This is a genomic window from Microbacterium sp. CnD16-F (assembly GCF_024124465.1).
Lineage (GTDB): Bacteria > Actinomycetota > Actinomycetes > Actinomycetales > Microbacteriaceae > Microbacterium > Microbacterium gawkjiense.
Window position 1 is genome coordinate 1 of the sequence record NZ_JAMXSA010000048.1, and the last position, 21233, is coordinate 21233.

General features: G+C 70.7%; 20 protein-coding genes. 11 read left to right on the forward strand and 9 right to left on the reverse strand.

All coding sequences use genetic code 11. The features are described 5' to 3' along the window. Window positions 1–50 precede the first annotated feature (50 nt). Both NH287_RS11890 and hpf read left to right on the forward strand, forming a co-directional pair. Window positions 51–695 carry a phosphoribosyltransferase family protein gene (locus tag NH287_RS11890; protein WP_253035803.1) on the forward strand — a complete coding sequence of 215 codons (645 nt, stop codon included), beginning with the start codon at window positions 51–53 and terminating at the stop codon, window positions 693–695. 100 nt (window positions 696–795) lie between these two features. Next, window positions 796–1455 (forward strand): ribosome hibernation-promoting factor, HPF/YfiA family, encoded by a 660-nt coding sequence (gene hpf, locus NH287_RS11895; protein ID WP_253035791.1) that lies wholly within the window; start codon window positions 796–798, stop codon window positions 1453–1455. A gap of 68 nt (window positions 1456–1523) precedes the next feature. Here the strand turns inward: hpf and NH287_RS11900 are convergent, their stop codons facing one another. Both NH287_RS11900 and NH287_RS11905 read right to left on the reverse strand, forming a co-directional pair. Then, window positions 1524–2354: a serine hydrolase gene (locus NH287_RS11900; protein WP_253035792.1), complete on the reverse strand. Its 831-nt coding sequence runs from the start codon at window positions 2352–2354 to the stop codon at window positions 1524–1526. Continuing rightward, the gene (locus tag NH287_RS11905; RefSeq protein WP_253035793.1) at window positions 2354–3679 is read right to left on the reverse strand and encodes a hypothetical protein; all 1326 of its coding nucleotides are present in this window, start codon (window positions 3677–3679) and stop codon (window positions 2354–2356) included. The genes NH287_RS11900 and NH287_RS11905 overlap by 1 nt, the downstream gene beginning before the upstream one ends. 177 nt (window positions 3680–3856) lie before the next feature. Between NH287_RS11905 and secA the strand changes: the two genes are divergently transcribed. Both secA and NH287_RS11915 read left to right on the forward strand, forming a co-directional pair. After that, window positions 3857–6631 (forward strand): preprotein translocase subunit SecA, encoded by a 2775-nt coding sequence (gene secA, locus NH287_RS11910; protein WP_253035794.1) that lies wholly within the window; start codon window positions 3857–3859, stop codon window positions 6629–6631. Window positions 6632–6703: 72 nt separating this feature from the next. Further along, window positions 6704–7927 carry a pyridoxal phosphate-dependent aminotransferase gene (locus NH287_RS11915; protein ID WP_064001415.1) on the forward strand — a complete coding sequence of 408 codons (1224 nt, stop codon included), beginning with the start codon at window positions 6704–6706 and terminating at the stop codon, window positions 7925–7927. A 12-nt stretch (window positions 7928–7939) separates the two neighbouring features. On the opposite strand, the gene NH287_RS11920 is transcribed toward NH287_RS11915, so the two are convergent. After that, the gene (locus tag NH287_RS11920; RefSeq protein ID WP_064001416.1) at window positions 7940–8377 is read right to left on the reverse strand and encodes an Rv3235 family protein; all 438 of its coding nucleotides are present in this window, start codon (window positions 8375–8377) and stop codon (window positions 7940–7942) included. 94 nt (window positions 8378–8471) lie between these two features. Between NH287_RS11920 and NH287_RS11925 the strand changes: the two genes are divergently transcribed. Continuing rightward, the gene (locus tag NH287_RS11925; protein WP_308210411.1) at window positions 8472–9113 is read left to right on the forward strand and encodes a hypothetical protein; all 642 of its coding nucleotides are present in this window, start codon (window positions 8472–8474) and stop codon (window positions 9111–9113) included. A gap of 22 nt (window positions 9114–9135) precedes the next feature. Here the strand turns inward: NH287_RS11925 and NH287_RS11930 are convergent, their stop codons facing one another. Then, window positions 9136–9384, reverse strand: coding sequence for a helix-turn-helix domain-containing protein (locus NH287_RS11930; protein WP_064001417.1), 249 nt, complete (start codon window positions 9382–9384; stop codon window positions 9136–9138). A gap of 121 nt (window positions 9385–9505) precedes the next feature. On the opposite strand from NH287_RS11930, the gene NH287_RS11935 reads away from it, so the two are divergent. Genes NH287_RS11935 through NH287_RS11945 form a run of 3 tightly spaced genes read left to right on the forward strand, consistent with a single transcriptional unit; the run spans window position 9506 to window position 12901 of the window. Continuing rightward, window positions 9506–10135, forward strand: a complete 630-nt coding sequence (locus NH287_RS11935) for an SAF domain-containing protein (RefSeq protein ID WP_253035795.1) — start codon at window positions 9506–9508, stop codon at window positions 10133–10135. Then, a complete protein-coding gene (locus tag NH287_RS11940) occupies window positions 10132–11367 on the forward strand; it encodes a hypothetical protein (protein WP_253035796.1) in 1236 nt (411 codons plus the stop codon). Before NH287_RS11935 ends, NH287_RS11940 begins: the two co-directional genes overlap by 4 nt. Before the next feature lie 40 nt (window positions 11368–11407). Then, entirely contained in the window at window positions 11408–12901 is a 1494-nt protein-coding gene (locus NH287_RS11945; RefSeq protein ID WP_253035797.1) for a PAS domain-containing sensor histidine kinase, read from the forward strand. A gap of 18 nt (window positions 12902–12919) precedes the next feature. Here NH287_RS11945 and NH287_RS11950 read toward each other — a convergent pair whose 3' ends face one another. Continuing rightward, the gene (locus tag NH287_RS11950) at window positions 12920–13168 is read right to left on the reverse strand and encodes a WhiB family transcriptional regulator (RefSeq protein WP_018188706.1); all 249 of its coding nucleotides are present in this window, start codon (window positions 13166–13168) and stop codon (window positions 12920–12922) included. 219 nt (window positions 13169–13387) lie between these two features. Here NH287_RS11950 and NH287_RS11955 point away from each other — a divergent pair, with 219 nt between their 5' ends. Then, complete coding sequence (locus tag NH287_RS11955) at window positions 13388–13792, forward strand: histidine kinase (protein ID WP_253035798.1); 405 nt, start codon at window positions 13388–13390, stop codon at window positions 13790–13792. On the opposite strand, the gene bcp is transcribed toward NH287_RS11955, so the two are convergent. Genes bcp through aroA form a run of 3 tightly spaced genes read right to left on the reverse strand, consistent with a single transcriptional unit; the run spans window position 13793 to window position 16647 of the window. Beyond that, entirely contained in the window at window positions 13793–14257 is a 465-nt protein-coding gene (gene bcp, locus NH287_RS11960) for a thioredoxin-dependent thiol peroxidase (protein ID WP_253035799.1), read from the reverse strand. It abuts the gene before it with no gap. Between the two features lie 21 nt (window positions 14258–14278). Then, on the reverse strand, window positions 14279–15322 hold the full coding sequence (gene rsgA, locus NH287_RS11965) for a ribosome small subunit-dependent GTPase A (RefSeq protein ID WP_253035800.1): 1044 nt from the start codon (window positions 15320–15322) through the stop codon (window positions 14279–14281). Beyond that, window positions 15319–16647 carry a 3-phosphoshikimate 1-carboxyvinyltransferase gene (gene aroA / locus NH287_RS11970; RefSeq protein WP_253035801.1) on the reverse strand — a complete coding sequence of 443 codons (1329 nt, stop codon included), beginning with the start codon at window positions 16645–16647 and terminating at the stop codon, window positions 15319–15321. Before aroA ends, rsgA begins: the two co-directional genes overlap by 4 nt. Before the next feature lie 203 nt (window positions 16648–16850). Between aroA and NH287_RS11975 the strand changes: the two genes are divergently transcribed. Together NH287_RS11975 and NH287_RS11980 are read left to right on the forward strand one after the other, a co-directional pair. Further along, complete coding sequence (locus tag NH287_RS11975) at window positions 16851–17444, forward strand: sigma-70 family RNA polymerase sigma factor (RefSeq protein ID WP_197471557.1); 594 nt, start codon at window positions 16851–16853, stop codon at window positions 17442–17444. Continuing rightward, complete coding sequence (locus tag NH287_RS11980; RefSeq protein WP_064001424.1) at window positions 17441–17686, forward strand: hypothetical protein; 246 nt, start codon at window positions 17441–17443, stop codon at window positions 17684–17686. Before NH287_RS11975 ends, NH287_RS11980 begins: the two co-directional genes overlap by 4 nt. Before the next feature lie 71 nt (window positions 17687–17757). Here the strand turns inward: NH287_RS11980 and NH287_RS11985 are convergent. After that, the coding region (locus NH287_RS11985) for a multifunctional oxoglutarate decarboxylase/oxoglutarate dehydrogenase thiamine pyrophosphate-binding subunit/dihydrolipoyllysine-residue succinyltransferase subunit (RefSeq protein WP_253035802.1) at window positions 17758–21233 on the reverse strand (3476 nt) is incomplete at its 5' end.

Here is a 21233-nt window from a genome sequence, read left to right on the forward strand (position 1 = left end):
AGGAGAGCCTCGTCAACGGCCTCCTGCTCCCCGCCGCTCCCGTCGTCGCCGTGCGCCGCGCCGTCGCTGACGCGCTCGCCGTCGTCTTCCCGGTCGCCTGCGCCGGATGCGACGAGGCGGATCGCGACCTCTGCGACGCGTGCCGGCGCCTGCTGAGCCCGACGCCGGTCGTCCGCCGCCTGCCGAGCGGTCTCGAGGTTCGGAGCGGTCTCGTCTTCGAGGGGGTGCCGGCCCGCGTCATCCGTTCGTTCAAGGAGGACGGGCGCACCTCGCAGGCCCGGGCGCTGGCCGCTGCGCTGGCGGCGGCGTGGCCCCTCGACGTCGACGCCGTCCCCGTCCCGGTGCCGGCGAGCCCGGCCTCGCTCCGCCGCCGCGGGTACGCGCCCGTCGAGCTGCTCTGTCGGCGCGCGGGATGGCGGCCGCACCGGCTCCTGCGTGTCGCGCGGCGCACCGCCGATCAGCGGTCTCTCGCGAAGGAGCAGCGCGCCGCGAACCTCGCCGGCGCGCTCGCCGTCCGTCCTCGGGCGCATCGCCTCCTGGGGGATCTGCGCGTCGTCCTCGTCGACGACGTCGTGACCACGGGAGCGACCCTCGAGGAGGCGGCGCGTGCCCTCCGTGCGGCCGGGATCCCGGTGGTCGGCGCCGTCACGGTCGCGGCCACGCCCCGGCGCGCGCGCTCAGGGGATTCATCGTGATCGGGTCGTGACACGAGCGGGGACCGGCACTACGGTGGGGGGACACAAGGCGAACCGAGGTCCGCCCTTGACCGGGTGGACCGGAACAAGGAGGTCAGGGATGGAGATCAACATCGTCGGTGTGGGCGTGAGCGTCAGCGATCGTTTCCGCACAGTCGTCGAGGAGAAGTCCGCCCGCATCGAGCACCTTGCCCCTCGAGCCCAGCGGCTCGACATCAAGGTGACGCATCGCACCTACCACAACGGGGGCCGCGAGGACGAGACCGTCGAGGTCACCCTCACCGGCAAGGGACCCGTCGTCCGCGCCGAGGCGGTGGACGGCGACAAGTTCACCGCCCTCGATCTCGCGATCACCAAGCTCGCCGAACAGATCCGCCGCGCGAAGGAGAAGCGCGTCGACGCACGCAACCACCCGCGCGGCGCCAAGCTCGAGAAGGGCACCGGCACGCTGCAGGGCATCGACGTGCAGCCCGCGTCCGTCGACGTCATCCGCGCCGTCGCGACCGGCGAGGTGCCCATCATGACCGGCGCCGAGGACGAGGAGGACTACACCCCCGTCGTCATCCGCACCAAGCGGTTCGACCCCGAGTGGATGACCGTCGAGGACGCCGTGGACCGGATGGAACTCGTCGGTCACGACTTCTTCCTCTTCATCGACGCCCGCACCGACCAGCCGAGCGTCGTCTACCGCCGCAAGGGCTGGGACTATGGCGTGATCTCGCTCACGACCACCGCCGCACCCGCGGAGCTCGTCTCCTGACCGACGAGCGGTGACGAAGAGGGCGGATGCCGCACGGCATCCGCCCTCTTCCGTGTCCGGCGTGCGACTCAGCGTGCCGCGAGGGCTGCGAGGACCGCGTCGCTGAAGGGTGGCCAGGCCTCTGCCGCCCACTCGCCGAACGGCCGGTCGGTGAGGGCGACGAGGGCTGCGCCCGCCCGCGGGTCGACCCAGAGGAAGGTGCCGGACTGGCCGAAGTGGCCGAAGGTCTCGGGGGAGTTGTGCGCGCCGGTCCAGTGCGGGCTCTTCGTGCCGCGGATCTCCGGACCCAGGCCCCAGTCGTTCTCGCGCTGCAGACCGAAGCCGGGGAGGACGCCCCGCAGGCCCGGGAAGGCCACACCGGTCGCTGCGGCGAGCGTCGCGGGGGCCAGCAACCTCGGCCGCTGCAGCTCCGCCGCGAACCGGGCCAGATCGGTGCACGAGGACGCCCCGCCCGCGGCGGCGGAACCGCCGATCGTGGTGGACGTCATCCCGAGCGGGGCGAAGACCGCCTCGTGCGCGTACGCATCGAAGTCGATGCCGGTCTCCGATTCCAGCAGGTCCGCGAGCACCTCGAACCCGGTGTTCGAATAGAGGCGCCGCTCGCCGGGCTCCGCGCGGAGCGTCGACGTCGAGAAGTCGTATCCGGCCGTGTGGGCGAGCAGGTGGGCGACCGTCGCCCCGGGCGGGCCCGCGGGCTGGTCGAGGGCGAGGGCGCCCTCCTCGACCGCGACGAGGGTGGCATAGGCGCTGAGGAGCTTGGTGACCGAGGCGAGCCGGTAGACGCGGTCCTGGTCCCCGGCGGACGCCGCCGCCGTCCCGTCCGCCGTCACGACGACGGCGGAGGCGTGGGGGACGCCCCAGGTCTGCGAGAGGGCGAGCGCGTCGTCGAGGGCGGCCATCAGTCGAACATGCCGTCCAGCAGACCGCCGATGACGAGTCCGCCGAGCAGGCCGCCGGCCAGGCTGCCGCCGCCCATCCCGCCACCCATCCCTCGACCGCCGTATCCGCCGTTCCCCCAGTCGTTCGGCCGGGACGAGTCGATGTCGCGCTGCGCCAGCTGCAGCGCCTCGCCCGCCAGGTGCGCGGCGCGACGGGCGAGACCCATCGCCTCCTCGCGGTCGTCCTCGCCGATCGGGCCCGAGAAGCGCAGCAGGTCGCCGCGGATGCGCTCGGCCTCGGCGAGCCGGGTGCGGGCGTCGGCGCCGATCCACCCGCGGTGGCCCGAGATCACACTGCGCGCGACCCCGATCTGGCGGTCGGCGTCGTCGATCGCGTGGCGCACGTGCTCCTCGGACGGCACCGGACGCTCGGCGCGTTCCCGCGCCTTGGCGACGGCCGCGTCGAGCGCGGCGTTGGCGGCGCGCAGACGGGTCAGTTCGGCGAAGGGGTCGGGCTTGCTGCCCGCGGGGGTGAGCGAGGCGAGCGCCGCCTCGAGCTCGGCGGCGGCCGCCGCGACGGCCGGGGTGCCCAGCATCGGCTGCGCGACGATCAGGTCGTCGCGCGAATCGTCGACGATGGCCGCCAGGGTCGACTCCGCCCGCAGGGCCTCGATCTCGAACGTGTCGACGGCCTCGACGAGCGTGCCCGCCCGCCGCGAGGCCTCGATCGCGGTCTCGAGGGCGAGGTTCGCCTGCTCGCGCTGACCGCTGTCGCGGCGGCGCTCCGAGACCTCGGCGCTGTGCTCGGCGAAATCCAGCAGCTGGGCCGCTTCGGCCGCATTGCCCAGCACGGTGCGCATCGCGGCATCCGAGTACCGCGTGGACAGTCGCTCGAGGCTCGCGTTCAGTGCGGGGAGGCGCTCCCGCAGGCGCGTCACGTCCGCGCGGATGCCGGCAATGATCTCGGGTGCGCGCCGGGCACGGGCGATCGCCTCGGCGAGGGACTCGGTGCGGTCGTCGAGCAGGTCCTCGGCCCATTCGCACAGCTGGACGATGCGCGCGTTGCGCGTGCGCAGCTCCTCGGGGGTGTCGGGGATCTCGTCGTGGTTCAGCTGGTGCAGATGGAACGCCTCACCGAGGTGCTGGCGCACCGCCGCGAGCGCCTCGCGCAGCGGAGCGGTCGCCTCGCGCCCGAGCTCGATCTCGGCGTAGGACAGCTCGTCGTCCGTCACGCGGATGCGCTCGTCAGCCGAGACGAGCGCCGCCCCCGCCTTGCGGCTGAGCTCGGCGTCCTGTGCCTCGATCTCCGCGTCCTCGCGCTTGCGTCTTCCCCAGAAACCGGCCATGGGCCGATCTTACGGGCCGACGGATGCCGCCGGTCGACGCGCGGGGGAGAGGCCGGATGCCCCCAGCAACCTCGTAGGTCACAGGCGGATAACATGGCGGTGTATGTCTGCGCGTCCCGCGCACCGGCATCCCGACATCGCACGTCGGGGTGGCGAATCGACAGATGGAGATCCTCCGTGGCGAACCCCCTCGAGAAACTGCTTCGTGCCGGTGAAGGCCGCGTGCTGCGCAGGCTGCAGCAGGTCGTGAAGGCCGTGTCGGCCCTCGAAGAGGACTATGCGCACCTCACCGACGAGGAGCTGCGCGGCGAGACCGCCGAACTCCGCGCCCGCTACGAGGCGGGCGAGAGTCTCGACAAGCTCATGCCCGAGGCCTTCGCCGCCGTCCGCGAAGCCGCGAGCCGCACCCTCGGCCAGCGCCCCTACGACGTGCAGGTGATGGGTGGGGCCGCCCTCCATCTCGGCAACATCGCCGAGATGAAGACCGGTGAGGGCAAGACCCTGACCGCCGCCCTCCCGGCGTACCTCAACGCGATCGCGGGCAAGGGCGTCCACGTCATCACGGTCAACGACTTCCTCGCCTCGTACCAGTCCGAGCTCATGGGTCGCGTCTACCGCGCGCTCGGGATGACCACCGGCACCGTCGTCTCGGGCCAGAACCCCGAGGTGCGCCGGCAGCAGTACGAAGCCGACATCACCTACGGCACCAACAACGAGTTCGGCTTCGACTACCTGCGCGACAACATGGCGTGGCGCCGTGAGGACCTCGTGCAGCGGGGTCACTTCTACTGCATCGTCGACGAGGTGGACTCGATCCTCATCGACGAGGCGCGGACGCCGCTCATCATCTCGGGCCCGTCCTCCGGTGAGGCGAACCGCTGGTTCACCGAGTTCGCGAAGATCGCCCGCACCCTCGAGGCCGGTGTCGACTTCGAGGTCGACGAGAAGAAGCGCACGATCGGTGTGCTCGAGCCCGGTATCGAGAAGGTCGAGGACTACCTCGGCATCGACAACCTCTACGAGTCGGCGAACACCCCGCTCATCTCCTTCCTCAACAATTCGATCAAGGCGCTCGCCCTGTTCAAGCGCGACACCGACTACGTCGTGATGAACGGCGAGGTGATGATCGTCGATGAGCACACCGGCCGCATCCTCGTGGGGCGTCGCTACAACGAGGGCATCCACCAGGCGATCGAGGCGAAGGAGGGTGTCGCGGTGAAGGCCGAGAACCAGACCCTCGCCACCGTGACCCTGCAGAACTACTTCCGCCTCTACGAGAAGCTCTCCGGCATGACCGGTACCGCCGAGACCGAGGCGGCGGAGTTCATGTCGACGTACAAGCTCGGTGTCGTCCCGATCCCGACGAACAAGCCGATGATCCGCAAGGACCAGTCCGACCTCGTCTACAAGAACGAGCAGGCGAAATTCGCGCAGGTCGTGGAGGACATCGCCGAGCGTCACGCCTCCGGTCAGCCGGTCCTCGTCGGAACCGTGAGCGTCGAGAAGAGCGAGTACCTCTCCCGCCTCCTGGCGAAGAAGGGCATCAAGCACGAGGTCCTCAACGCGAAGAACCACGCGCGCGAGGCCGAGATCGTCGCCCGCGCCGGTCGCTACGGCGCCGTGACGGTCGCCACGAACATGGCCGGTCGAGGCACCGACATCATGCTCGGCGGCAACGCCGAGTTCATCGCCGTCTCGGAGATGAAGGCCAAGGGCCTCGACCCCGTCGAGACGCCGGACGAATACGAGGCCGCGTGGGAAGAGGTCTACGCTGCCGTCAAGGAGAAGGTGCAGGAGGAGGCCGACCGCGTCGTCGAGGCGGGGGGACTCTACGTCCTCGGCACCGAACGACACGAGTCACGCCGTATCGACAACCAGCTCCGCGGTCGCTCGGGCCGTCAGGGCGACCCCGGTGAGAGCCGGTTCTACCTGTCGCTCACGGACGACCTCATGCGACTGTTCCAGTCGGGTGCGGCCGAGGCGATCCTGGCCCGCACGAACTTCCCCGACGATGTGGCCATCGAGTCCTCGATGGTCTCGCGCGCGATCAAGAGCGCTCAGGCGCAGGTGGAGGCGCGCAACGCCGAGATCCGCAAGAACGTCCTCAAGTACGACGACGTCCTCAACCGGCAGCGCGAGGCGATCTACGCCGACCGCCGGCACATGCTCGAGGGCGACGACCTCTCGGAGCGCATCGAGCATTTCCTCGAGGACACCATCGCCGCGATCATCGACGAGCACACCGGTTCCGGCCACAACGAGAGTTGGGACTTCGATGCGATGTGGGCCGAGCTCGGCACCCTCTACCCGGTCGGCGTCACGATCGACGAGGTCGTCGCCGAGAGCGGCAGCAAGGGCAAGGTGACCCCCGAACTGCTCAAGCGCGAGCTGCTCTCGGACGCCAAGATCGCCTACCGCAACCGCGAGGAGAAGCTCGGAGCGCCCGCCATGCGCGAGCTCGAGCGTCGCGTCGTGCTGCAGGTCCTCGACCGTCGCTGGCGCGACCACCTCTACGAGATGGACTACCTCAAGGACGGCATCGGCCTGCGCGCCATGGCGCAGCGCGACCCTCTCATCGAGTACCAGCGCGAGGGGTACCAGATGTTCCAGTCGATGATGGCCCAGATCAAGGAGGAGTCGGTCGGCTTCCTCTTCAACCTCGAGGTCGAGGTCCGTCAGACCGAGGGGGGCGACATCGAGGCGAAGGGCCTCGCCGCGCCCGAGATCGACGCGCAGAAGCTGCAGTACACCGCCCCGAACGACGCGGGCGAGGTCGAGGTGCGCAACGAGCGCGGCCAGGTTCAGCAGGCGGCGACCAGCAAGGCACGCCAGCGCGAGGCCGAGCAGGAGGCCCCCGCCGACGCCCCTCGCGGCTCCTTCGGGCAGCAGGTGCAGGCACCGGCCGAGGCGGGCAACCGCGCGCAGCGACGGGCGTCCGGCAAGAAGAAGTGATCTCGGTCCGACGGAGTCGGGCGGGCCACCGGACCGCCATTGGCCCCGTCGGGTCCCCGATATCCTGAACCGATGAGCCCGCGCACCTTCGACCAGTCATCCAAACTCAAGGACGTCCTGTACGAGATCCGCGGAGCCGCCCTGGTCGAGGCCGACCGGCTGCAGGACGAGGGTCACACGATCCTCAAGCTCAACACCGGCAACCCCGCGATCTTCGGATTCGAGGCGCCGTTCCAGATCGTCCGCGACATGATCGAGGCGGTCCCGCAGGCGCACGGCTACTCGGACTCCCGCGGCATCATGTCCGCGCGGCGGGCGATCGTCTCGCGGTACGAGGAGGAGCCGGGCTTCCCGAAGTTCGACCCCGATGACGTCTACCTCGGCAACGGTGTGTCCGAGCTCATTACGATGACGATGCAGGCGCTGCTCGACGAGGGCGACGAGGTCCTCATCCCCGCACCGGACTACCCGCTGTGGACCGCCATGACGAGCCTCGCCGGCGGCACCCCGGTGCACTACCTCGCCGACAGCGAGAACGGCTGGCAGCCCGACCTCGAGGACATCCGGGCCAAGGTGACGCCGCGCACCAAGGCGATCGTCGTGATCAACCCGAACAACCCGACCGGCGCCGTCTACACCCGCGAGGTGCTGCAGGGGATCGTGGAGATCGCCCGCGAGCATCAGCTCCTCTTGCTCTCCGACGAGATCTACGACCGCATCCTCTTCGACGGCGCTCGGCACATCCCGCTCGCGACCCTCGCGCCGGACCTGCTCTGCCTGACCTACAACGGACTGTCGAAGACTTACCGCGTCGCCGGGTACCGCTCGGGGTGGATGGTCATCACGGGACCGAAGAAGCACGCTGCGGGCTTCCTCGAGGGCATCCAGCTGCTCGCCTCGACACGTCTGTGCCCCAACGTCCCCGCGCAGTTCGCCGTCCAGGCGGCGTTGTCGGGTGTCCAATCCATCGATGCGCTCATCGCACCGACAGGTCGGCTCCATGAGCAGCGGGATGCCGCCTGGGCCGGCCTCACCGCCATCCCCGGCGTCACCTGCGTCAAGCCCGAGGGCGCCCTGTACGCCTTCCCCCGGCTCGACCCCGAGGTCCATGACATCCACGACGACGCCAAGTTCGTCTATGACTTCCTCGTCGCCGAGCACGTGCTTCTCGTGCAGGGGACCGGGTTCAACTGGCCGACGCCGGATCACTTCCGCATCGTCACGCTGCCCGAGGCGCGGGTGCTCACCGAGGCGATCGAGCGCCTGGGCAACTTCCTCGCGTCGTACAAGCAGTAAGGGGCCGCGAGGTCAAAGCAGGGCGAGGGAGGTCGCGCGCCAGCGCCCGTCCCAGCCCTCGAGGCGCATCGCGACGGCACGTGTGCGGATCGGACCGCCGACGACCACGACCGCCTCGAGCACGCCGTCGGCGGGTTCGCAGGTGCGATCGCTCAGGATGCGGTGCGCCGGCCGGACGGCGGCGACGCCGCGTGCGCTCCGCGCGCGGGCCGACAGGTTCGCTCGGGTGACGAGCGCCCGGTACGCGTCCTCGCCGAGCCAGCGCGCCAGCTGATCGACGTCGCGCACGCCGGCCAGCACCTCGAGGACGCCGATCGTGAGGTTCTTCACGAGGGGGAGCGGGTCGGGCAGATCGGCCGTCGAGGTGCGCTGCGGTGCGAAGTACTCGGCGACCTCGAGGGCGCTCCCCGAACGCGGTATCCGGCTGTCTTCGGTGGCGGTGAGGGCCATGTCGGTTCCTCTCGGGCGACAGGTGTCTGCGGGTCGATGAACGCCACGAGTACAGCACAGGGTGACGAGAGGGTGGATGAGAATACTCCAACCTGTGGACAAACCCCGCGGTGCCGGCGGGTGGTCCTCTACATTCGCGATCGTGCGCTGGGATCGATTCTTCGAGGATCTCGAAGACCAATTGGACTCCGAATGGGAGGCCGAGCGCGCGGCGCTCGACACCGAGGCCGAGCGGCTGCGACTGGCCCGGCTGTCGCTGTTCCAGCGGATGCATGCCCTGGTGGGTGCCGTCGAGGACGCGATCACCCTGGATCTCGTGGGCGGCGCCGCCGTGACCGGCGTACCCGTCGCGGTCGGACCGGATTGGCTCGCTGTGGACGACGGCGGCGCGAGGGGTGCCCTGATCGTCCCCCTGGCCGCCCTCGTCGCGGTGGGGCCGACGCACGCCGACCTGCTCCGCAGCGCCCGGGGGAGTGAGCCCGGGCGGCTCCGCGAGCGGATGACGCTCGGGTTCCTCCTGCGCGACCTCGCGCGGCGGCGTGTCCCCGTGACGCTGTACGCCGTCGACGGGCGGGAGTACTGCGGCACGATCGACCGTGCGGCATCCGATCATCTCGATCTCGCCTTGCACGACCGCGGTTCACCCCGTCGCGCCGACCTCGTGAGCGGATACCGCATCGTGCCGCTGTCGGCGGTCACGGCCGTGCGGCTGGAAGCGCCGGCCTCGCTCGCGTGAGCGCGGCGCGATCAGGCCGTGATCATTCGCCGCCGCGGCGGCCGCGCCCCCAGAGCTCGGGGAAGCTCGCGGCGTTGGACTCGCGCCAGAGCGCGTGGAGTCGCGCGTCCTCCGCCTGTTCGTCCAGGTAGTCCTCGACGCTGTCCGCCTCGATGCGCCACGCGAGCGGGGAGCCGAGCCGAGCCCCCCGCAGACGTCCGTCGAGGATGAGAGCCACGACCTCGTCGACCTCCAGTTGCAGCATCTCCGCGACCTGGGCGGGCGTGAGCATACGCAGGGGGGACGCATCGGGCATGAGGCCATTATGGGCCCGCGTACAGGTCGTATCGGCTGCATCGCCGGCTTGTGGATAATCGCGGTGGCACCGCCGCGGGCTCGGTCACCATGGCGTCATGACCACTCCCGACACCGTCCGGCCCGCGCCGCGTGCATTCTGGGCCGACGCGCGATTCCTCCTCGGTATCGCGCTGATCATCGCGTCCGTCGCGGGCGTTTGGCTCGTCGTCGCCTCTGCGCGTCAAACCGCGCCGGTGTTCGCCGCCGCCCGCACGATCGTCCCCGGTCAGACCGTGACGGCGGACGACCTGCGGGTGGTCGACGTCGCCCTGGGGTCCGCGGGCGACACGTACGTCTCGCCCGCCTCGCTCGAGCCCGGCGTCATCGCGACCCGCACGATCCTGGCGGGCGAACTCGTCCCGCACGCGGCCGTGGACGAGGCGGATGCCGCGACCACGACGAGCGTGGTGATCCGGACGGCCGGAGACGTGTCCGACGCCGTCACCGCGGGCTCGGTCGTGGAGGTCTGGGCGGCACCGGCCGAGGAGGGCGGCGAGGTTGGCGAGCCGCGGATCCTCGTGCCCTCGGCGACGGTGGTCACGGTGACGAAGGACGACGCCGTCGTCTCGGGCAAGGACGTGTCGCTCGAGATCGTCATCCCCCGCGCCGATGTCGCCGCGACCCTCGCCGCGGTGTCCGACGACTCCCTCCTGTCGGTCGTGCCCGTGGCGGGGGAGTCCCGGTGAGGGTCGTCGTCGCGGCGGACGGTCCCCGCGCGGACACCCTCGCCGCGCGACTGCGCCACGAGGACGCCGACGTGCGCGCGGTGGTGGCGGCATCCGCCCCCGCTGCCGCCGCGCTCGATGCGATGGCCGCGCCCGAGGCGGCGGAGCTCCTCGCCGAGCTGGCCCGGGCGGACCTCCTGATCGTCGAGGGGCGGGCGGCGACCCTGACCGCCGAGCTCGTCGCCGCCTGCGACCGTCTGTCGGTGCGCATCGTGCCGCTGTGCGCTCGAACCTCGGATCGGCGCCTCGCCGCATCGCTCGGGCTCGCGGCCCACGAGCCGGACGCACCGGCGGCCGAGCTCCTCGCGAGCCCTCCGCCGTCCCTTCCCGTCGAGCCCACCCGCGGCCGTGTCATCACCGTGTGGGGCGCACAGGGGGCGCCCGGGCGGACGACCCTCGCCATCGAGATCGCCTGTGCACTTTCGAGTGCCGACCACCGCGTCGCGCTCGTCGACGCGGACTCCCACGCGCCCTCGCTCGCCCTCGCGACCGGCCTCGCCGACGAGGGCCCCGGGTTCGCCGCCGCATGCCGGCAGGCCGAACGCGGCACGCTCACGGTGGCCGAGCTCAGCCGCATCGCGTCGACGCTGGCCGACGTGGACGTGCTCACCGGCCTCAATCGGCCGGGACGGTGGCCCGAGCTGTCCCATACCCGCGTGCTGGCCGCGCTCGAGGCGTGTCGCGGTTGGGTGGATGAGACCGTCGTCGACACCGCGGCATCCCTCGAACGCGACGAGGAGATCGTGAGCGACCTCGTCGACGGTCCCCGCCGGAACGCCGCGACGCTCGCGGCCGTCGAAGCGGCCGACGTCGTCCTCGCCGTCGTCGCCGCCGATCCCGTCGGGGTGTCCCGTTTCGTGCGGAACTGGCCCGAGCTCCGCGCGGCGGCGGGCACCACCCCGGTGCGGGTGGTTATCAACAAGATCCGCGCCGGTGCCCTGGGGGTCGACGCCCGCGGGCAGGTGCGGCGCACCCTCGAGCGCTACACGGGCGTGACGGACGTGTCCTTCGTCCCGTGGGATGCCCGGGGGACGGATGCCGCGCTCCTCGCCGCGCGCCCGATCGCCCACGTCGCACCGCGCTCGGCGGTGCCGACCGCGGTGCGACGCTTCGTGGCCGAATCGCTCGCCCCGCGGCGTGCCGCGGAGGCCGCGACCCGGCACTCGCTGCGCCGTCTGGCCCGGGGCGCGTAGAGCGCGGGAAGCCCCCGGGAGGAGGATCTAGGGTGGAGGCGTGTCCACCCTCAGCGACCTCGTCTACGCCCAAGGCCGATCCACCGCGGAGGATGTGGAGTGGCTCCACCGCCTGGCCGGTGACGGTCAGCTCCTCGCCGACCTGGCCTTCGCGGACATCGTCATCTGGGTGCCGACGTCGGACGACTCGTTCATCGCCGTCGCCCACACCCGGCCGAGCGGCGCCGCGACCCTGTTCTACCGCGACATCGTCGGCGATGCCGTGCGACCGCAATGGCGCACGCAGGTCACGGATGCGTTCACGCAGGTGCGCGTCGTGGATTCGTCCTCGCCGGACTGGTTCGAGGAGACCCCGACCCGCGTGCGGGCCGTGCCGATCGTGCGCGAGCGCGCGGCGGAGGGACGCGAGAGCCGGGTGATCGGCGTGCTGACCCGGCACACCAACCTCGGTGAGACCCGCACCCCGTCGCGTCAGCAGATCACCTTCAACGACTGCGCGGACGACCTGTTCGGGATGATCGCATCGGCGGACTTCCCCGACCTCACGGCGCCGACCTCGCCGCGCCGGGGTGTCCCCCGCGCCTCGGACGGCCTCATCCGTCTCGACGTCGACGGCATCACGACGTTCGCGAGCCCGAACGCCCTGTCGGCCTTCAACCGGCTCGGCTTCGATGACGAGCTCGAAGGCGAATCGCTCATGGAAGTGGCGACGAAGATCATGCCGGCGTCGCGCCAGTTCGACGAGTCGCTGCCGATCGTGATGGCCGGCCGTGCGCCGTGGCGCGCGGACGTCGAGGCGCGCGGCGTCACCGTGTCGCTCCGGACGATCCCCCTGCGCGAGAACGGCACCCGCATCGGTGCCATCGTCCTGTGCCGCGACGTGAGCGAGATCCGCCACCAGGAGCAGGAGCTCATCACGAAGGATGCGACGATCCGCGAGATCCACCATCGCGTCAAGAACAACCTCCAGACCGTCGCGTCGCTCCTGCGCATCCAGGCGCGGCGAACCCATTCCGACGAGGGTCGGGACGCCCTGACGCAGGCCATGCGCCGGGTGAGCGCGATCGCTGTCGTCCACGACACCCTGTCGGAGGGGCTCACCCAGAGCGTGGACTTCGACGACGTGTTCGAGCGCGTCCTCAAGCTCGTCGCCGAGGTCGCGGCGGCGCCCAACACGCGTGCCCGCACGGTCAAGACCGGCACGTTCGGGACGCTGCCGAGCGAGTACGCGACGCCGCTCGCCCTCGCGCTCACCGAGCTCGTGACGAACGCCGTCGAACACGGTCTGGCCGACAAGGAGGGCGAGGTCGAGATCATCGCCGAGCGCGACGAGGACCGGCTCGCGGTCCGCGTCCGCGACACCGGTGTCGGCCTGCCCGAGGGTCAGGTCGGTCGGGGTCTCGGCACGCAGATCGTGAGGACGCTCATCCAGGGTGAGCTGAGCGGGACGATCGACTGGCACACCCTCATGGGCAGCGGGACCGAGGTGACGATCGAGATCCCGATGCGGTACATCGAGCGCGCGCGGGCCTGAGGCCCGCGCGCGGCGGTGTCAGGACGCGCGGCGGGCGCGGGCGGCGCGGCGCTTGAGGGCGCGGCGCTCGTCTTCGGAGAGACCGCCCCAGACACCCGAGTCCTGGCCGGTCTCGAGGGCGTATTGGAGGCAGAGTTCGGTGACGGTGCACCGGGCGCAGACGGACTTCGCCTTCTCGATCTGGTCGACGGCGGGCCCGGTGTTCCCCACGGGGAAGAACAGTTCGGGGTCGACGGTCAGGCAGGCGGCTTTGTCGCGCCAATCCATAGCGGTGCTCCTTGTGGGGGATCGGAAATCGGGATGCGACGCCGGGCGACGTCGACTAACCTGAGTGGTGTGCGAGCTGATGCTCGCCCCACGCCGCTGTGGGAGCACACTTGCCCGTCAATATTCCCATGCCCGGGCATGGGAATCAAGGGTTATGTGAATCACGGGTTAACGGAGTATTTCGGCGCCTCGCCGTGCCCCGGGCGCCCAGGAGGAGCGGTGAACGTGCGTACCACCCGCGTCGAGCGGATCGCGGCCGGTTGGCTCGCCCTCGAGGCGATCGGCGTCCTGGCCCTCGCCGCGTGGGAGCTGTTCGCGCTGGTCCGCGGCGACAGCGAGAGCGTGCCGAGTTCGCTGGCGCTCCTCGCCCTGACGGTGATCGGCGCGGTCGCCGTCGCAGGCTTCGCCGTCGCCGTGTGGCGCGGCGGGTCGTGGGGACGCTCCGGCGGCATCGTCGTGCAGTTGCTCGTCCTGTCCGTCGCGCTCGGGACCCTCACGGGGGAGGGAGCCGACACGCGCCTCGCCGCGACGATCGCGGTCCCCGCCGTCGTGGGGCTCGTCCTCCTGATCGCGGCCGCTCGGGCGGCCGGAGCGCGATCGCGGAGCGAGGCCGACGAGGTCTGATCAGACTTCGAGCAGGCTCCGGATCCGCGCGACGTGGCCGGTGGCCTTCACGTTGTAGAGCGCGTGCGCGACCATGCCGTCCTCGTCGATGACGAAGGTCGAGCGGATGACGCCTTCGACGACCTTGCCGTAGTTCATCTTCTCGCCCCACGCGCCGTAGGCCTCGTGGACGCTGTGGTCGGGATCGCTCAGGAGGGCATAGGGGAGGGCGTCGCGCTCACGGAACTCGCGCAGCTTCGCCGGCTCGTCGCGGGAGATCCCCACCACGGTGTACCCGGCCGCCTGCAGCGGCGCGACGCTGTCGCGGAAATCGCAGGCCTCGGTCGTGCAGCCCGGCGTCATGGCGGCGGGGTAGAAGAAGGCGATGAGGCGCCCGCCGCGGAAGTCGCTCAGCGAGACGGTCGCACCGTCCTGGTCGACGAGGGTGAAGTCGGGGGCGGGGGATCCGGGGTTCAGGCGCGGCATCCCCTCATTTTAGTCGGCCGCTCAGGTCGCGAAGGTGGCGAGGAGTCGCTGCAACGAGTCCAGTCGCGCAGGACCGCGCTCGCCCAGCCGACCCTCCGCCACGGCCTCGACGATCGCGCAGTCGGGGGCGTCGGGCAGGTGCGTGCACCCGCGCGGGCACTCCTCGGCGACGGCGGCGAGATCGGTGTAGGCGCGGAGGATGTTGGCGGGGTCCACGTAGCCCAGACCGAACGACCGGACGCCGGGGGTGTCGATCACCCAGCCGCGACCCTGGTCGCCGACGTAGCGGAGCGAGACGGCCGAGCTCGACGTGTGGCGGCCGCGCCCGGTCACCTCGTTGACGTGTCCGGTCGCGCGCGCGGCGTCGGGGACGAGGGCGTTGACGAGGGTCGATTTGCCGACACCGGAATGGCCGACGAACACGGTGGCGTGCCCGGCGAGGCGTTCGCCGATCTCGGCGACCGGCATCGCGCCCGTCCCGCTGGTGAACACCTCCAGGTCGTCGAGGCCCTCGAAGTGCGCGAGGAAGGATGCCGGATCGGCGAGATCGGTCTTGGTGACGACGAGCAGCGGGTGCATGCCGGCATCCAGCGCCGCGATGAGGTAGCGGTCGACGAGGCGCGGGCGGGGTTCGGGGTCGGCGGCGGCCACGACGATGAGCAGCTGATCGGCGTTCGCGACGATGATGCGCTCGACCTGGTCGGTGTCGTCCGCGCTGCGGCGCAGCAGCGAGGTGCGCTCCTCGATGCCGACGATGCGCGCGAGGGTGCCGTCGTCGCCGGAGGTGTCGCCGACGACCCGGGCGCGGTCGCCGTTGACGATCGGCTGCTTGCGGAGTTCGCGGGCGCGCGTTGCGAGGATCTGGCGCTCGTCCGGGCCGTCCTCGTCGATCAGGACGGTGTAGCGGCCACGGTCCACGCCGAGCACGCGGGCGGTCTGCGCATCCGCGTGCGCGGGGCGGCGCTTGGTGCGGGGGCGGTTGGCCTTGGGATTCGGCCGGACGCGGATGTCGGCCTCGTCGTAGTCGAGGTCGTCGTCGTCGCCATCGTCGTCGAGCCAGCTCACGCGAGCATGCCCGCCCACAGCTGGGGGAACTCGGGCATCGTCTTGGCCGTCGTCCCGATGTCGTCGACGACCACCCCGGGCACCCGCAGGCCGATGACCGCGCCCGCCGTCGCCATGCGGTGGTCGTGGTGGGCGCGCCACACCCCGCCGTGCAGGGGCCTCGGAACGATGTGGATGCCGTCCTCCCGCTCCTCCGCCTCGCCGCCGAGCGCGCGGAGGTTCTCCACGAGTGCCGCGATCCGATCCGTCTCGTGGCCCCGGATGTGACCGATGCCGTGGAAGGTCGTGGGGGCGTCGGCGAACGCGGCGAGCGCGAACAGCGTCGGGGTGAGCTCGCTCGCCGCCGACAGGTCGAGGTCGAGGCCGGCGATGAGGTCGCCCGCGGTGACGGTGAGCGCTCCGGCTCGGCGGGAGACGTGCGCTCCCATGACGGGCAGGATGTCGGCCAGCAGCGCGCCCGGCTGGGTGGAGTGCGCGGGCCAGCCGGGGACCGTCACCGACCCGCCGGTGAGGACGGCGGCGGCGAGGAACGGAGCGGCGTTGGAGAGGTCGGGTTCGATCGCGATCTCCTTGCCGCGCACCGGCCCCGCGGGCACGAGCCACTCGTTCGGGGTGGGGTGCTCGACGTGTACCCCGCGGCGGGCGAGTGCCTCGACCGTCATCTCGATGTGGGGGAGGCTCGGCAGGCGCTCGCCGTCGTGGATGAGACGGAGGCCGACGTCGAAGCGCGCCGCGGCCAGGAGCAGCCCGGAGACGAACTGACTCGACTGGCTCGCATCGATCGTGACCTCGCCGCCACGGAGGTGCCCGTGGCCGCGCACATCGAAGGGGAGCGACCAACTGCCGGCGTCGTCGATGTCCGCCCCGATGTCGCGGAGGGCATGGATCATCGCCCCCATCGGGCGGTGCAGGGCGGTGGGGTGCGCGGTCACGTGCACGTCGCCCACGGCGAGGCCGGCGATCGGGGAGACGAATCGCATGACGGTGCCGGCCTGACCGCAGTCGATCGTCGTATCGCCGGTGAAGCGGGACGGCGGGGTGACCTCGAGGTCCGGACCGAAGGGGGAGTCGCCGGCGACCGGCTCGATCGTCACGCCGAGGCGACGGAGGGCGTCGATCATGCGCGCGGAGTCGTCCGAGTGGAGCGCGCCGGTCAGCAGGCTCGGTCCGTCGGCGATGGCGGAGAGGACGAGTTCGCGGTTGGTGAGCGACTTCGACCCGGGCACCGTCACGTGCGCGCGGACCGGCTCGCCCGGCGTGGGCGCCGGCCACGACCCGCCGGGGATCTCGTGGGCGGTGGCGGGGGAGGAAGGGGCGTCGCTCATCGCTCCCAGCCTACTGATGACACGGAATCCGTTCACCCGTCGCCGCGACCTGAGCCGCGGCATCCGCGAACCTGGGAATAGGCCCCGCCCTTCGTCCGTTGACCCCTCTGTCGACACCGTGCATGCCAGGGGAGAGGAGCGCGATGATTGCGACAGCTGATGCGCCCGTGCTCGCCGAAGGGGCCGACGTAGACTGGCCTGCGATGAACGATCAGGCGGTCGACGACCCGCGTACCCAGTTCGAGGAGCAGGCGCTCCCCTTCATGGACCAGCTCTACGCTGCGGCCATGCGGATGACCCGCAACCCGGCCGACGCGTCGGATCTCGTCCAGGAGACCTTCGTGAAGGCGTTCGCCGCGTGGGCGTCGTTCACGCAGGGCACCAACCTCAAGGCGTGGCTGTACCGCATCCTCACGAACACGTACATCAACACGTACCGGAAGAAGCAGCGCGAGCCCTACCAGGGCACGATCGACGACCTGGAGGACTGGCAGCTCGGCGGGGCCGAGTCGACCACGGCGTCGTCGGCGCGATCGGCCGAGGCCGAGGCGATCGACCACATGCCGGCATCCGTCGTGAAGGACGCGTTGCAGGCGCTTCCGGAGGACTTCCGACTGGCCGTGTACCTCGCGGACGTCGAAGGATTCGCGTACCAGGAGATCGCGGACATCATGAAAACCCCCATCGGCACGGTCATGAGCCGTCTGCACCGTGGCAGACGTCAGCTCCGCGACCTGCTGTCCGAATATGCGAAAGAGCGCGGCATCGATGTGCCCGCCACGAGGAGTGCGAAATGACCGACTGCGGTTGCGACAAAGCCCGGCAGGACCTCGAGGAGTACCTGCGCAACGAGATCTGCCACACGCGCCACTCGGACATCACCGAGCACCTGGAGAACTGCGCCGCGTGCCGTGACGAAGCCTTGGTCGCCACCACCCTGACCGCGGTGGTCGCGCGCGCGTGCAAGGAGGCGGCGCCGGAGGACCTGCGCGATCAGGTGCTCGCGCGGCTGCGCGCGGAGCAGGCGACGCACCACTGACCGGACACCACCCTCCGTCCCACGAAAGAAGAGGCCCCGCCGAAGCGGGGCCTCTTCTTTCGTGAAGGCGCTCAGAAGGTGAGCGCCTTCTCCATGATCGCGGCGTGCTCGCGGGCGTGGACCTTCGGCGAGCCGGTCGCCGTGGAGGCGGCCGAGGAACGCGAGATCCGCTTGATCGTGCGGCCGTGGAGGTGCTTGACGACCTCGAGCGCCATGAACGGCCAGGCGCCCTGGTTCTCGGGCTCTTCCTGGACCCAGAACAGCTCGGCGTTCGGGTAGCTGTCGAGCACCGCGTTCAGCTGGTCGATGGGGGCCGGGTAGTACTGCTCCAGGCGGACGAGCGCGACCTTCTCGTTCGGGTTCTTCTCGAGCTCGGCGGCGAGGTCCCAGTGAATCTTGCCGGAGTGCAGCAGCACCCGGCTGACCGCCTCGCGGTCGAGGGAGCGGCTGTCGTCGATCACCGGCTCGAACCGGCCGTCGAGGAAGTCCTCGACGGGGCTCGTGGCGTTGCGCAGGCGCAGCATCGCCTTCGGCGTGAAGACGACGAGCGGCCGGCGCGGGCGGGCGTACGCCTGACGGCGCAGCAGGTGGAAGTACGACGCCGGCGTCGACGGACGTGCGACGGTCATGTTGTCCTGCGCACACATCTGCAGGTAGCGCTCGATGCGCGCCGACGAGTGGTCGGGTCCCTGGCCCTCGTAGCCGTGGGGGAGCAGGAGCACGACGCCGGACTGCTGGCCCCACTTCTGCTCGGCCGAGGAGATGAACTCGTCGATCACCGACTGGGCGCCGTTGGCGAAGTCGCCGAACTGGGCCTCCCACAGCGTGAGGGTGTCGGCCCGTTCGACCGAGTAGCCGTACTCGAACGCCATCGCGGCGTACTCGCTCAGGAGCGAGTCGTACACGTAGAAGCGGCCCTGGTTGTCGCTCAGGTTCGCCAGCGGCAGCCACTCCTGACCGTTCGCGCGGTCGTGCATGACGGCGTGGCGCGTCACGAACGTGCCGCGCCGGACGTCCTGACCGGCGAGGCGGACGTTCGAGCCCTCGACCAGCAGCGAACCGAACGCGAGCAGCTCGCCGAAGCCCCAGTCGATCTTGCCGTTGCGGCTCATGTCGTGCCGCTTCTCGAGCAGCTGCTGCAGCTTGGTGTGGACCGTGAAGCCCTCGGGCTTGTTGACGAAGGCGTCCCCGATGCGCTCGATGACGTCGCGGGCGACCCCGGCGGTCTCGGGCTCGCCCACGGCCGTGTCGGCCGGTTCGTCCGCCGCGACGACCGGCGAGGTACCGGTCTGGGCGGCGTGCGTCTCGGCGAAGGCGATCTCGAGGCGGTTCTGGAAGTCCTGCTTGGCCTTCTCGTACTCCTCCTCGGTGATGTCGCCGCGACCGACGAGCGCCTCGGTGTAAAGCTTGCGCACCGAGCGCTTGGCCTCGATCAGGTTCGTCATGAGCGGCTGCGTCATCGAGGGGTCGTCGCCCTCGTTGTGACCGCGGCGCCGGTAGCAGACGAGGTCGATCACGACATCCCGGTTGAACTCCTGCCGGTAGCGGAAGGCGAGCTCGGCGACGTGGACGACGGCCTCGGGGTCGTCGCCGTTCACGTGGAAGATCGGCGCCTGGATCGTCTTGGCGACGTCGGTCGCGTAGATCGACGTGCGGGCGTCGAGGGGGAGCGTCGTGAAGCCGACCTGGTTGTTGACGACGACGTGCACCGTGCCGCCCGTGCGGTAGCCGCGCAGACGCGACATCTGCAGGGTCTCCATCACGACGCCCTGGCCGGCGAAGGCCGCGTCACCGTGGACGAGGATCGGCAGCCACGAGAACGAGCCGATGGGGAGGCGGTCCTGCTTGGCGCGGACGATGCCCTCGAGGACGCCGTCGACCGTTTCGAGGTGCGAGGGGTTCGCCGCGAGGTAGACGGGGAGCTCCTCGCCGCCGTCGGCGACGAAGGTGCCCTGGGTGCCGAGGTGGTACTTGACGTCGCCCGAACCGCTCTTCGAGCCGACGGCGACGGACCCCTCGAACTCGCGGAAGATCTGGCTGTAGGTCTTGCCGGCGACGTTCGTGAGGACGTTGAGGCGACCGCGGTGGGCCATGGCGATGGCGGCGCCGTCGAGGCCCTCGGCCGCCGCGCCCTGCAGGATCTGGTCGAGCAGGGGCACGAGGGACTCGCCGCCCTCGAGGCTGAACCGCTTCTGACCGACGAACTTCGTCTGCAGGAAGGTCTCGAACGCCTCGGCCTCGTTGAGCTTGCCGAGCACGCGCAGCTGCTCGTCGTGGCCCGGCTTCTGGTACTTGACCTCGAGGTTGTCCTGGAACCACTTGCGCTGCGTCGGGTCCTGGATGTGCATGTACTCGACGCCGATGGTGCGGCAGTACGAGTCGCGCAGGATGCCCAGGATGTCGCGCAGCTTCATCGTGCGCTTGCCGCCGAAGCCGTTCGTGACGAACTCGCGGTCGAGGTCCCAGAAGGTCAGGCCGTGGTTCTCGATCTCGAGGTCGGGGTGCGTGCGCTGCACGTACTCCAGCGGGTCGATGTCGGCCATCATGTGGCCGCGGACGCGGTAGGAGTTGATGAGCTCCTGCACGCGCGCCGTCTTGTCGACGCGCTCGGCGACGTCGACCTTGATGTCGCTCGACCAGCGGATGGGGGAGTACGGGATGCGGAGCGCCGCGAAGATGTCGTCGTAGAACCCCTCCTGGCCGATCAGCAGCTGGTGCACGATCTTCAGGAACTCGCCCGAGCCGGCACCCTGGATGACGCGGTGGTCGTAGGTGCTCGTGAGCGTGATGGTCTTGCCGATGCCGAGCTCGCCGAGCGTCTTCTCGCTCGCGCCCTGGAACTCGGCCGGGTAGTCGAGGGCGCCGGCGCCGATGATGCAGCCCTGGCCCTTCATCAAGCGCGGGACGGAGTGGACCGTGCCGATGCCGCCGGGGTTGGTCAGCGAGACCGTCGTCCCCTGGAAGTCCGCCGCGGTGAGCTTGTTCTTGCGGGCGCGCTGGACGAGGTCCTCATAAGCGGTGAGGTACTCGCCGAACGTCAGCGTCTCGGCCTGCTTGATGCTCGGCACCATGAGGGCGCGCGTGCCGTCGGGCTTCGGCAGGTCGATCGCGATGCCGAGGTTGATGTGGGCGGGCGCGACGACGGACGGCTTGCCGTCGACCTCGGCGTAGTACACGTTCTGGGTCGGGAAGGCCTTCAGGGCCTGGATGAGCGCCCACCCGATGATGTGGGTGAAGCTCACCTTCCCGCCGCGCGTGCGGGACATGTGGTTGTTGATGACGATGCGGTTGTCGATCATCAGCTTCGCCGGGATCGTCCGCACGCTCGTCGCGGTCGGGACGGTGAGGGACTCGTCCATGTTGGCGGCGAGGGTCTTGGGCAGACCGCGCAGCGGGGTGACGGTGTCCTCGAGGACGGCCTTGTCGGCGGCGGGTGCGGCCTTCGGGGCTTCGGCCGGGATCGGCTGGGGCGCGGCAGGGCGCGCCGTCGTGCGGGCGACGGGCTGGGCGCCGGTCGCCCCGGCGCGGGACTCGGCTGCGGCGGGAG